Raw genomic sequence first — 11,353 nt, 5'->3', positions numbered from 1 at the left:
TAGCTCAGCCCTCGAAGAAGAAGACGGGCTTCAGCGGCCACTCGACGGGCTTGTTGTCGGGGTGGACCTCCATCAGGTCGGCCATGAAGTCCCACCAGCGCTTCATCACCGGCTGCAGGGGCAGGGCGCCCTTGTCGTTGTCCGGCTTCAGGCGCAGCACGGCGAACAGGCTCATGGTCTCTTCGTCGAGGAAGATCGAATAGTCGTAGATGCCCGCGCCGCGCAGGGCTTCGGCCAGGTCCGGCCACAGCTCGTCGTGGCGGCGCTCGTACTCGGCGGCGACGCCGGCCTTCAGCTGCATGCGGAAGGCGATCGGGCGACCTTCGATCTTGCTGCTCATGGGGGTGTCCTCCGGGCGTCTTTTTATGGTTGTCAGGCGATGCGGTAGACGTCGGCGGCCGTGCCGGCGAACAGGCGCTGGCGCTCGGCGTCGCTGAAGTCGGCCGTGATGGCGTCGTAGGCGCTGTAGAAGGCGTCGAAGCTTCCGTGCACCTTCTCGACCGGGAAGTTGCTGGCGAACATGCTGCGTTCGGGGCCGAAGGCCTCGATCACGTAAAGGACGAACGGGCGCAGGCTTTCCACCGTCCAGGCGCGGTCGACCATGGCCAGGCCCGAGATCTTGCAGGTGACGTTCGGACGCTTGGCGAGGTCCGCTATACCAGCGCGCCAGAGGGCCAGGCCGGCCTCGTCGCGGTCGGTCGGCATGCCGGCGTGGTTGACGATCAGCGGGATGTCGGGATGGGCGTCGGCCAGCGCGGCCGCCGTCGCCATCTGCGAAGGATAGAGCTGCAGGTCGAACGACAGGCCGTGGTCGGCCAGCAGCGCGAAGCCACGGCGCCAGGCCGGGTTCAGCAGCAGGTCGGACGGACCGTAAGTCTTGGCCGGGTCCTGGTGGAAATTGACGATCTGGCGGATGCCGCGAACAAGCGGGCGCTCGGCGTGGGCTTCCAGCAGCAGTTCGACGTTCGGATCGTCCAGGTTGGCGCCGGCGACGATCGCGCCGATGGGCGCGCCGGCGTCGGCCAGGCCTTCCAGCCAGTCGGTTTCGGACAGTTGCTTGTCGGTCGGCAGGCCGCACTCGACATGGACCAAGCTCTGGACGCGCCAGGGCAGGGCGTCGGCGGCGTAGTCGGCGGGCAGGTAGTCCTTCCCGGCGATCAGGCTCATGTCGCCGGCCGGATTGTTGGGCAGCGGGTCGTCCTGCAGCCAGGAATAGTAGTGCTTGTCGAGGTCCCACAGGTGCATGTGGGCGTCGATGATCGGACCCGCGTACGCCATGGTTCCTCCCTTTGAACCCGCCCGCCCCGAAGGGCGGGCGAGCCCGGATACAAAAGCTTAGAAGGTGGTCCGGCCGCCGGACGTGTCGAAGGTGGCGGCGGTGGTGAAGCTGCACTCTTCGCTGGCCATGAAGCAGACCATGGCGGCGCTTTCCTCGACTTCGCCGAGACGGCCCATCGGGATCTTCGAGCGCATGTACTCGACCTGGCTGGCGGGCAGCTGCTCGAGGATCGGGCTTTCGAAGGTGGCGGGGGTCAGGGCGTTGGCGATCACGCCCTTGCCGGCCAGTTCCTTGCCCAGCGACTTGGTCAGGCCGATCACGCCGGCCTTCGACGCCGAATAGGCGCTGGCGTTGGGATTGCCTTCCTTGCCGGCCACCGAGGCGACGTTGACGATGCGGCCGTAGCCGGCCGCCAGCATGTGCGGCACCACCGAACGGCAGCAGTAGAACAGGCCGTTCAGGTTGATGTCGATGACGCGCTTCCAGCTGTCGAGCGGGAACTCGTGCACCGGCACGGTGGCGCCGGTGATGCCGGCCGAATTGACCAGCACATCGATCTTGCCCAGGGCCTCCAGGCTGGCGGCCGTGGCGGCCGCGACCTGGGCTTCGTCGGAGACGTCGAGCGCGTAGGTGAAGGTCGCGCCGATCTCTTCGGCGGCGGCCTTCAGGGCTTCGGCGTTGACGTCCCACAGGGCGACCTTGCCGCCTTCGGCGACCAGGCGACGGGCGGTTTCCTTGCCCAGGCCCGAGGCTCCGCCGGTGATGACGGCGGCGCGGTTTGCAAAGCGGTTGGCGTAGACGGTCACGAGACGCCTTCCTTAGTCCAGGCGATGACTTCCTGGCGCTGGCTGCCGAGCTTCTCGATGCCCAGCTCCATGACGTCGCCGGCCTTGAGGAAGATCTTTTCCGGCTTCTGGCCTTCGCCGACGCCCGGAGGGGTGCCCGTGGTCAGGATGTCGCCCGGCTCCAGGGTGACGAAGCGGCTCATGTAGGCGATCAGTTCGGCGACGCCGAAGATCATCGTCTTGCTGTTGCCGGTCTGCATGCGCTTGCCGTTGAGGTCGAGCCACATGTCGAGGTTCTGGCAGTCGCCGACCTCATCGGCGGTGACGACCCACGGACCGACCGGACCGAAGGTGTCGCAGCCCTTGCCCTTGTCCCACTGCGAGCCGAGCTCCTTCTGGAAGGCGCGCTCGGAGACGTCGTTCACCAGCACGTAGCCGGCGACGTAGTCCAGGGCTTCGGATTGCTCGACATAGCGAGCGCGCTTGCCGATCACGACGCCCAGCTCGACTTCCCAGTCGCCCTTCTCGGCGCCCTTGGGCAGCATGACCTGGTCGTTCGGGCCGTTCAGGCACGAGATCGCCTTGGTGAAGAAGATCGGCTCGGGCGGGGGCTCCAGACCGGCTTCCTTGGCGTGGTCGGCGAAGTTCAGGCCGATGGCCAGGAACTTGCCGACATTGCCGATCGGCACGCCGTAGCGCGGCGAGCCTTCGACCACCGGCAGGGTGGCCGGGTCGATGGCGGCGATCTTGGCCAGGCCCTCGGGCGACAGTTCGGCGCCGGTGATGTCGGACACGTGGCCCGACAGGTCGCGGATCTTGCCTTCGGCGTCGAGCAGACCGGGCTTTTCGGCGCCCCGCGGGCCGTAACGCAGCAGTTTCATGATCTTCTGGCTCTAGGGGAAATGGGGGAGGAAGGGGCGCGGCTTACCGCGGATAGGGACGGTGCAGGGCGATGTCGCGGTTCAGCTCGACGCCGAAGCCGGGCGCGTCGCCGAGCTTGAGCTTGCCGTTGACCGGCACGGGCTCGCCGATCAGCTGCGGGTGGAACATCGGCACGACCTCGTCGGCCTTGGGCGCCATCATCAGGAACTCGGCGAACGGGCTGTTATGGCGCGTGATGACGAAGTGGTAGCTGTAGACCGACGAGCCGTGCGGGATCATCATCACGCCCTTGCTGTCGGCCAGGTTGGCGATCTTGATCAGCTCGGTGACGCCGCCGCACCAGCCCACGTCCGGCTGGATGATGTCGCAGCATTCCATCTCCAGCAGCATGCGGAAGCCCCAGCGGGTGGCTTCGTGCTCGCCGGTGGTGACCAGCATGCCCTTGGGGGCGTTCTTCTTGAGGTCGCGATAGCCCCAGTAGTCGTCGGGGCTGAGGGCCTCCTCGATCCACTTCAGGCCCAACTCGTGGGCCTTGTGGGCCAGCTTGGTGGCGTAGTTGAGGTCCAGCGACATCCAGCAGTCGAACATCAGCCAGAAGTCCTCGCCCACGCGCTCGCGCATGGTGGCCAGTTCCTGGATGTTCTTGTGCAGGCCTTCCTCGCCCTCGGCCGGGCCGTGGTGCAGGGGCATCTTGCCGCCGATGAAGCCCATCTCCTTGGCCAGGTCCGGACGGGCGCCGGTGGCGTAGAAGGTCAGCTCGTCACGGACCTTGCCGCCCAGCAGGGCGTAGACCGGCTCCTGGCGCAGCTTGCCCAGCAGGTCGTAGAGCGCCAGGTCGACGCCCGAGATGGCGTTCACGACCAGGCCCTTGCGGCCGTAGTACTGGGTGGAGAAGTACATCTGGTCCCAGATCTTCTCGACCTCGGTCGGGTCGCGGCCTTCCAGGAAGCGGGCCAGGTGCTTTTCGACGATGTAGGCGGCGGGCTCGCCGCCGGTGGTCACCGCGAAGCCGATCGTGCCGTCGACGGCCTCGATCTCGACGACCAGCGTGCCCAACACGTTGATGCCGAAGCTTTGGCGGCTCTGGCGGTATTCCGGATAGCGCGACATCGGGGTGGCGATGTGATCGTCGATCCAGTGGCCTTCGCCCTGGTCGTGATAATCAGCGCCGCCGCCGCGGACCACGAAGGCCCGGACATGCTTGATCAAGGGAAGCGGCATCTTAGTGCTCCAACAACGCCCGGTCGCTCGACCGGATCAACCCCAAACCGGGGGAGGGCGCGCCAGCGGGGCCGCCGAACGGCGCGAACACATGTTCGCGCTACCTCCCCAGAACATCGTATGACACGCTCGCCGCGGTAGATCCGTGACCCGAAGAGTCGCGAAGCGAGCCCTTGTCTTGCGTTCCATATTATGAGAGGTAGTGCTACAAAATGAAACCCAGCACGTCAAGGGGAGCGGAACCAGTGGCTGACGACGAAGGCGCGGCGACCAAGAGCCCAAGCGGCAGCCAGACGCTGTTTCGCGGCCTGGACGTGCTCGACGTGGTGGCCGACGCGGGCGCCATCGGCCTGCCGGCCCTGGCCGCGCGACTCGGCCTGACCCGCAGCACCACCCACCGTCTGGCCACGGCGTTGGTCGAACGGCGTATGCTCACCCAAACCCCGCGCGAAGGCTATAGCCTTGGCTCCAAGCTGCTCGAACTGGGCTATCTGGCCAGCCAGCAGATGGACCTGCCGCGCGTCGCGCGCCCGCACCTGGAAAAGCTGTGGGAAGAGCTGGAAGACACCGTCCACCTGGGCGTGCTGGACGACGACCGCGCTCTTTATCTGGACAAGCTGACCGGCCGCCGCCGCATCAACATCTCCTCGCGCGTGGGCGATCGCCAGCCGATCCGCTCGACGGGCCTGGGCAAGGCCCTGGTGCTGGACGACGAGGAAGCCCGCTGGCGGGCGCTCTATCGCAAGGAAGGCCCGGCCGCCGCCGGCGCGCCCAGCGAGGAGCAGTGGATCGCGTGGATGCGCGACTACTCCCAGCGCGGCATCGCCTTCGACTTGGAAGAAAACGAAGACCGCATCCGCTGCGTGGCCGCGCCCGTGCGCGGGGCGGGCGGTCAGATCGTCGCCGCGATCAGCGTCTCGGGCGCTGCTCAATACATGGACGACGACCGGATGACCGGCCTGGTGGACGACGTCCGCCTGGCCGCCGACGCGATCAGCCGCGATTTGGGCTGGAACGGTAAGCGGGGTTCGGGCGCCAAGACCTGACGCCTCCCGCGCGTGTGTATGACGGAGGAACTATGCTTCTGAAGGACAAGGTGGTGCTGGTGACCGGCGCCTCGGGCGGCATCGGCAAGGCGGCCGCCATCGGCGCGGCGCGTCATGGCGCCGACGTGGCGATCAACTACCACTCCGACGAGGCCGGCGCGGCCGACGCCGTGGCGCAGATCGAGGCCCTGGGCCGCCGCGCCATCGCCGTGAAGGGCGACGTGGCCCAGGTCGAAACCGCCCAGGCCTTCGTCGACGCCGCCGTCGCGGCCTTCGGCAAGGTCGACGTCTTCGTCAACAACGCCGGCATCTGCCCGTTCCACGCCTTCCTGGACATGCCGCCGGAAGTGATGGAGCGGACCATGAAGGTGAACCTGTTCGGCGCCTATTACATGGTGCAGGCGGCCGCCAACCAGATGGTGAAGCAGGGCCACGGCGGCTCGATCATCGCCGTGTCCTCGATCAGCGCCCTGGTCGGGGGCGGCATGCAGACGCACTACACCCCGACCAAGGCCGGCGTGCACAGCCTGATGCAGTCGACCGCCATCGCGCTGGGCAAGCATGGCATCCGCTGCAACTCGGTGCTGCCGGGCACGATCGAGACCGCGATCAACAAGGAAGACCTGGCCGACGTCGCCAAGCGCGAATACATGAGCGGCCGCATCCCGCTGGGCCGCCTGGGCGAGCCCGACGACCTGGCCGGCCCGATCGTGTTCCTGGCCTCGGACCTGGCCAACTACGTCACCGGCGCGGCCCTGCTGGTGGACGGCGGCGCGTTCGTGAACCTGCAGTAGTCCCGTGATCATCTCGTCGACCACCGACTTCCGCGAGGCGGCGCGGCGCAAGCTGCCGCGCTTCCTCTTCGACTACATCGACGGCGGCGCCTATGCCGAGCGGACCCTGGCCCGCAACGTCTCCGATCTCGCCGACCTGGCCCTGCGCCAGCGGGTGCTCAAGGACGTGTCCAGGGTCTCGACGGCGACCAGCCTGTTCGGCGTGGAGCAGTCCATGCCGGTGGTGCTGGCGCCGGTCGGCCTGACGGGCATGTACGCCCGGCGGGGCGAGTGCCAGGCGGTGCGCGCGGCTTCGGCCAAGGGCGTGCCGCTGTGCCTGTCGACGGTGTCGGTGTGCGACGTTGATGAAGTGGCCGCGGCGTCCAGCCGGGCGCTGTGGTTCCAGCTCTATGTGCTGCGCGACCGGGCCTTCATGCGTGACCTCCTGGCGCGGGCGGCGGCGGCGGGGGCGACGACGCTCGTCTTCACCGTCGACATGCCCGTGCCGGGGGCTCGCTATCGCGACGCCCATTCGGGGATGAGCGGTCCGAACGCCTCGGTGCGCCGGATGCTGCAGGCCGTGGGCCGGCCGCAATGGGCGTGGGACGTCGGCCTGATGGGCCGTCCCCACACCCTGGGCAACGTCGCTCCGGTGCTGAAGGGCAATACGGGCCTCGAGGACTTCATGGGCTGGCTTGGGGCGAACTTCGACCCCTCGATCCAGTGGAAGGACCTGGAATGGATACGGCAGTCCTGGAAGGGGCCGTTGGTCATCAAGGGCGTGCTCGATCCCGAGGACGCCAAGGCCGCCGCCGACATCGGCGCGGACGGCGTCGTGGTGTCCAACCACGGCGGCCGCCAGCTGGACGGCGTGCTGTCCTCGACCAAGGCGCTGCCGGCCATCGCCGAGGCCGTCGGCGACAAGCTGACCGTACTCGCCGACGGCGGTGTGCGTTCGGGCCTCGACGTGGTGCGGATGCTGGCCCTGGGCGCCAAGGGCGTCCTCTTGGGCCGGGCCGCCGTCTACGCCCTGGCGGCCAACGGGCAGGCGGGCGTGACCCAGCTGCTCGACCTGATGGAGAAGGAGATGCGGGTGGCCATGGCGCTGACCGGCGTCAATTCCGTCTCCGAGATCGACCGTTCAATCCTGGCGGAGACCCGCTGATGAAAACCGCCGCCGCCCTCGCCATCGCTCTCGTGCTGGGGGCGGTGCCCGCCGCCCTGGCCGATCCGAACCGCATCGTCATCGCCAGCGACTCCACCGCCGCCAACTACAACTCGGGAAGCTTCCCGCAGATGGGCTGGGGCATGGTGCTGAAGTGCTCGCTGAAGCCAGAGGCGGAGATCGTCAACCTGGCCCGCGGCGGCCGCTCGACCAAGACCTTCCAGGAGGAGGGGCTGTGGGCGGTGCTGATGGCGCAGCTGAAGAAGGACGACACCGTCCTGATCCAGTTCGGCCACAACGACGCCGACACCAAGAAGATCGTCCGTTTCACCGATCCGAACGGGGCCTATGCCGACAATCTGCGCCGGTTCGTGGCCGACGTGCGCACGGCCGGGGCCAAGCCGGTGCTGATCACCCCGATCGCCAAGCTGATCTTCAAGGACGGCCAGATCCAGGACACCCACGGTCCCTATTCGGCGACCGTGCGGCGGGTGGCGGCCGAGACCAAGACCCCGCTGATCGACCTGGACAAGGAAAGCCAGGCCGTCCTGCAGAAGCTGGGCGAGGCCGAGGGCGCCAAGCGCTTCATGATCTATTCGGCCGCCGACAAGATCGCCAGCCACCCCGAAGGCATCAACGACACCACCCACCCCAACGAGCTGGGCGCGCGCATGGCGGCCGGCATCGTGGCCAAGGGGCTGCGGGGGGCGAAGGTTCCGGTCTCCAAGCTGGTGCTGCCTGGCGTCGCCGACGCCTCGGCGCGCGGCGAGCCGAGCTGCGCGGGGCGTTAGCGCTCTCTCCACCGTAAAATCCCCGCGAAAGCGGGGACCCAGGCTTTTTCTGAAACGCGCGGCGCTCGACGACAAAACACCTGGGCCCCCGCTTTCGCGGGGGTTTTACGGAAAAGGGGAGAGCGGGGAGCCGTTCAGGCAAAAAGAAAGGAGCGCTGGCCAGGCCGGCGCTCCTGCGACCTCAGGGGGAACGAGGTCAGGCAGAACGGGGAAGGATCGAACTCGATCCAATGATCAATTCTCATAATATGGACAATTGATCGATATATTGAGAATATCACTGAAGTGGCGGACGTCAACCGCCGTTGCGTGGGGAAACGCCGTGAAACGACTTCTGCTGTCCGCCGCCCTGGTCCTGGCCCTGGCCCCGAGCGCGCCGCTGCTGGCCGCCCCCTCGAAAGCTTCGAAAGCCCGTCCCGCCGCCGCCGTCGCGACCGCGCCGGCTTGGCGCAGCGCCTGGGGCAATGCGCCGATCGCGCCGCAGGCCGTGGCCCGGCCGGGCGAGGCGCGGGCCTTCACCGACGTCACGGTGCGCCAGGTGATGCGGCTGAACGCCGGCGGCGACGCGCTGCGCCTGCGGCTTTCTAATGAGCTGAACGAGCGTCCGCTGGCGGTGGGGGCGATCAGCGTCGCGCCGGCCGACGCCGACGGCAAGATCCTGGGCGCGCCGATCGCGGTGACCGTGGGCGGCAAGAGCGAGTTCACGATCGCGCCGGGCGCGCCGCTGCTGACCGATCCCATCGCTCTGCCGGTCAAGGCCATGGACCGGGTGTCGGTGGCGATCTTCTACGTCGGGACCCAGGCCCCGGCCGGCCACCGCGTGCGGCTGTTCGTGGCCCCGCCCGGCAACCACGTGGCCAAGAGCCAGATCCCGGGCGAGGAGACACTGCGCGGTCCTGGCCTGGTCAGCGGGGTCGAGGTGCGCGGCGCCGGCGAGGCGCCGGTGCTGGTGGCGATCGGCGACTCGATCACCGAGGGCTCCGGTTCGACCGCCAACGCCGACAAGGGCTATCCCGAGCAGCTGGCCCAGCGCCTGGCCGCGCGCGGCGAGGGCTGGAGCGTGGTCAACATGGGCATCGGCGGCGGGCGGCTGCTGCGCGAGGTCTCCGGCCCCAGCGCGCTGTCGCGCTTTGACCGCGACGTGCTCAGCGTGGCGGGCCTGAAGGCGGTGCTGCTGCTGGAAGGCATCAACGACATCGGCCGTCCGGCCCAGCCGGGCTTTTCCGCCGACGCGGTGACGCCTGAGGACCTGATCGCCGGCTATCGCCAGCTAATCGCCCGGGCACATGCGCGCGGCGTGAAGATCTATGGCGGCGTCATCCCGCCGTTCGAGGGCGCGGCCTACTATCACGAGAAGGGCGAGGCCACGCGCCAGGCGGTCAACGCCTGGATCCGCACCAGCGGCGAGTTCGACGGGATCGTCGACTTTGACGCGGTGCTGCGTGATCCGGCCAGGCCCAGCCAGCTGCGTGTCGAGACCCACGGCGGCGATCACCTGCACCCCAACGACGCAGGCTACGCCCTGATGGCCGAAGCCATCGACAAGGCGCTGTTCTCGGCGAAGTAGCGGGTGCGGGTCGGCTTGTCGCGATGGTGGAAAGCGGGCTAGCTCCTTGCGGTACTCGTGTGAGGGGGCTTTTCCGATGAAGACCATCAAGTCGCTGCTGGCCGGCGCGTTCGTCCTGGCCGCGCCGACCCTGGCCCATGCGGCCGACGGCGACTCGAAAAAGTCGGCGGTGTTCATCGCCCTGTTCGCGGTGTTCTGCGGCGTGGGGACGGTGTTCCTGGCCGTGGCGGCCGGCAAAGCGAAGAAGAAGTAGGCGGTCTTTCCTTTCTCCCTTCCCCCTTGATGGGGGAAGGGCCGGGGATGGGGGTGACTGCCGCATTGGCGGCGGCGTGGCGTCTGACGCCGCACCACCCCCACCCCTGCCCCTCCCCCATCAAGGGGGAGGGGATCGCGGAAAAACCTCCGCTGCCTTTCCTGACACCATCCCACTCTTCCAAGCGCGATTGCGCCTGTCGCAATCCCCGGTAAGGTCGCTTCCAAACGGCTGTTTGGGGTGAAGCATGGCGACGCGAGGTTTGGGGCGGCGTTTCGGGTTGGCGACAGCCCTGGCCATCTCTCTGGCGATGGGCGCATCGCCCGTCCTGGCCGCCCCGAAGCCGGTCCTGCCAGCCGCCGCGCCCGAAAGCGTCGGGGTCTCGTCCCAGCGGCTCAAAAGCCTCGACGCCTTGATGAAGGACCTTGTCGCCACCGGCCACCTGCCGGGCGCGACGACCATGCTCATCCGCCACGGCAAGGTGGTCAGCCTCGAGACCTATGGCGCCCAGGGCTTCGGCGGCCCGCCGATGACCAAGGACACGATCTTCCGCATCTATTCCCAGACCAAGCCGGTCACGGGCGTGGCGATGATGATCCTGTTCGAGGAGGGCAAGTGGCGCCTCGACGACCCGGTGACCAAGTACATCCCCGAGTTCGCCAACCTGCGGGTCTACAAGGGCCTCAACGCCGACGGCTCGTTCGTCACCGAACCCGCCGACCGGCCGCCGACCATGCGCGAGATCATGAGCCACACGGCCGGCTTCGCCTATGGCCTGAACCCCGACAACCCGGTCGACAAGGCCTATGTCTCGACCGGGGTGCTGAGCTCCAAGAGCGGCCAGGAGTTCGTCGAGAAGGTCGCCAAGCTGCCGCTCTACGGCCCGCCGGGCAAGCAGTGGAAGTACAGCGTCGGCGTCGATATCCAGGGCTTCATCGTCGAGAAGCTGTCGGGCCAGAGCCTGCCGGACTTCATGCAAAAGCGCATCTTCGAGCCGCTGCAGATGAAGGACACCGGCTTCTCGCTGCCGCCGGAAAAACTGTCCCGCCTGGCCGACCTCTACATGTGGAGCGGCAAGGACAAGAAGATCGTCCCGGCCGAGGGCTTCATGGTGCTGGACGTCACCAAGCCGCCGGTCGTGGCCTCGGGCGGCGGCGGCTTGGTCTCGACCAGCACCGACTACGCCCGCTTCGCCCAGATGCTGTTGAACGGCGGCGAACTGGACGGGGTGCGGATCCTGTCGCCGGCCACCGTGAAGCTGATGGCCTCCGACCATCTGCCCGACGCGATCCTGGATGATCCCAAGGCCGGGTTCTCGAAGGCGACGGGCAAGGGCTTTGGCCTGGACTTCATGGTCGTCACCGATCCGGCCCGGGCGGGGACGCTGGCGGGGAAGGGGACCTACAGCTGGGGCGGCGCGGCCGGCACCTGGTTCTGGATCGATCCGACCAACGACGTGATCTTCCTGGGCATGATCCACGTGCTGGCCAAGGACGGCGATCCGGCCCTGCGCAATCTCGACGAACGCACGGCGACCCTGGTCTACCAGGCGCTGACGAACCCCGAAAAATAAGGCCCACGAAAGGGCTGG

12 protein-coding genes are annotated in these 11,353 nt (G+C 67.9%); 7 read left to right on the top strand and 5 right to left on the bottom strand.

What is annotated here, in order from left to right:
- Positions 1 to 4 precede the first annotated feature (4 nt).
- The 5 genes from AC07NS_RS11135 to rhmD are packed head-to-tail and all read right to left on the bottom strand — an operon-like array spanning position 5 to position 4,167.
- The gene (locus AC07NS_RS11135) at positions 5 to 340 is read right to left on the bottom strand and encodes an L-rhamnose mutarotase (RefSeq protein ID WP_494603151.1); all 336 of its coding nucleotides are present in this window, start codon (positions 338 to 340) and stop codon (positions 5 to 7) included.
- A 32-nt stretch (positions 341 to 372) separates the two neighbouring features.
- Positions 373 to 1,278, bottom strand: a complete 906-nt coding sequence (locus AC07NS_RS11130; protein ID WP_494603150.1) for an amidohydrolase family protein — start codon at positions 1,276 to 1,278, stop codon at positions 373 to 375.
- 57 nt (positions 1,279 to 1,335) lie between these two features.
- Positions 1,336 to 2,085: an SDR family NAD(P)-dependent oxidoreductase gene (locus tag AC07NS_RS11125; protein WP_110122027.1), complete on the bottom strand. Its 750-nt coding sequence runs from the start codon at positions 2,083 to 2,085 to the stop codon at positions 1,336 to 1,338.
- Positions 2,082 to 2,945, bottom strand: coding sequence for a 2,4-didehydro-3-deoxy-L-rhamnonate hydrolase (locus AC07NS_RS11120; protein WP_110122026.1), 864 nt, complete (start codon positions 2,943 to 2,945; stop codon positions 2,082 to 2,084). The genes AC07NS_RS11125 and AC07NS_RS11120 overlap by 4 nt, the downstream gene beginning before the upstream one ends.
- Positions 2,946 to 2,988: 43 nt before the next feature.
- A complete protein-coding gene (rhmD, locus tag AC07NS_RS11115) occupies positions 2,989 to 4,167 on the bottom strand; it encodes an L-rhamnonate dehydratase (RefSeq protein ID WP_110122025.1) in 1,179 nt (392 codons plus the stop codon).
- A gap of 212 nt (positions 4,168 to 4,379) precedes the next feature.
- On the opposite strand from rhmD, the gene AC07NS_RS11110 reads away from it, so the two are divergent.
- The 7 genes from AC07NS_RS11110 (at position 4,380) to AC07NS_RS11080 (ending at position 11,335) form a co-directional block, all read left to right on the top strand.
- The gene (locus AC07NS_RS11110; RefSeq protein ID WP_494603149.1) at positions 4,380 to 5,213 is read left to right on the top strand and encodes an IclR family transcriptional regulator; all 834 of its coding nucleotides are present in this window, start codon (positions 4,380 to 4,382) and stop codon (positions 5,211 to 5,213) included.
- A gap of 32 nt (positions 5,214 to 5,245) precedes the next feature.
- A complete protein-coding gene (lra1, locus tag AC07NS_RS11105; protein ID WP_058350571.1) occupies positions 5,246 to 6,007 on the top strand; it encodes an L-rhamnose 1-dehydrogenase Lra1 in 762 nt (253 codons plus the stop codon).
- A gap of 4 nt (positions 6,008 to 6,011) precedes the next feature.
- Positions 6,012 to 7,151, top strand: coding sequence for an FMN-dependent L-lactate dehydrogenase LldD (gene lldD / locus AC07NS_RS11100; protein WP_494603148.1), 1,140 nt, complete (start codon positions 6,012 to 6,014; stop codon positions 7,149 to 7,151).
- Positions 7,151 to 7,942: a rhamnogalacturonan acetylesterase gene (locus AC07NS_RS11095; protein ID WP_494603147.1), complete on the top strand. Its 792-nt coding sequence runs from the start codon at positions 7,151 to 7,153 to the stop codon at positions 7,940 to 7,942. The genes lldD and AC07NS_RS11095 overlap by 1 nt, the downstream gene beginning before the upstream one ends.
- A 322-nt stretch (positions 7,943 to 8,264) precedes the next feature.
- Positions 8,265 to 9,509, top strand: a complete 1,245-nt coding sequence (locus tag AC07NS_RS11090; protein WP_494603146.1) for an SGNH/GDSL hydrolase family protein — start codon at positions 8,265 to 8,267, stop codon at positions 9,507 to 9,509.
- Positions 9,510 to 9,585: 76 nt separating this feature from the next.
- Entirely contained in the window at positions 9,586 to 9,762 is a 177-nt protein-coding gene (locus AC07NS_RS11085) for a hypothetical protein (RefSeq protein ID WP_494603145.1), read from the top strand.
- 247 nt (positions 9,763 to 10,009) lie between these two features.
- Positions 10,010 to 11,335 carry a serine hydrolase domain-containing protein gene (locus AC07NS_RS11080; RefSeq protein ID WP_494603144.1) on the top strand — a complete coding sequence of 442 codons (1,326 nt, stop codon included), beginning with the start codon at positions 10,010 to 10,012 and terminating at the stop codon, positions 11,333 to 11,335.
- Positions 11,336 to 11,353 lie beyond the last annotated feature (18 nt).

It is taken from the genome of Caulobacter sp. GW821-FHT10A10 (assembly GCF_059415745.1).
Note: the sequence above shows the minus strand (reverse complement) of the source record. Positions and strands in the feature narration are given on the sequence as shown.

Excerpts from the sequence above, each read along its gene's own strand:
- AC07NS_RS11135 (WP_494603151.1), bottom strand. The coding sequence starts at position 340 with ATGAGCAGCAAGATCGAAGGTCGCCCGATCGCCTTCCGCATGCAGCTG.
- AC07NS_RS11130 (WP_494603150.1), bottom strand. The coding sequence starts at position 1,278 with ATGGCGTACGCGGGTCCGATCATCGACGCCCACATGCACCTGTGGGAC.
- AC07NS_RS11120 (WP_110122026.1), bottom strand. The coding sequence starts at position 2,945 with ATGAAACTGCTGCGTTACGGCCCGCGGGGCGCCGAAAAGCCCGGTCTG.
- rhmD (WP_110122025.1), bottom strand. The coding sequence starts at position 4,167 with ATGCCGCTTCCCTTGATCAAGCATGTCCGGGCCTTCGTGGTCCGCGGC.
- AC07NS_RS11110 (WP_494603149.1), top strand. The coding sequence starts at position 4,380 with ATGAAACCCAGCACGTCAAGGGGAGCGGAACCAGTGGCTGACGACGAA.
- lra1 (WP_058350571.1), top strand. The coding sequence starts at position 5,246 with ATGCTTCTGAAGGACAAGGTGGTGCTGGTGACCGGCGCCTCGGGCGGC.
- AC07NS_RS11095 (WP_494603147.1), top strand. The coding sequence starts at position 7,151 with ATGAAAACCGCCGCCGCCCTCGCCATCGCTCTCGTGCTGGGGGCGGTG.
- AC07NS_RS11085 (WP_494603145.1), top strand. The coding sequence starts at position 9,586 with ATGAAGACCATCAAGTCGCTGCTGGCCGGCGCGTTCGTCCTGGCCGCG.
- AC07NS_RS11080 (WP_494603144.1), top strand. The coding sequence starts at position 10,010 with ATGGCGACGCGAGGTTTGGGGCGGCGTTTCGGGTTGGCGACAGCCCTG.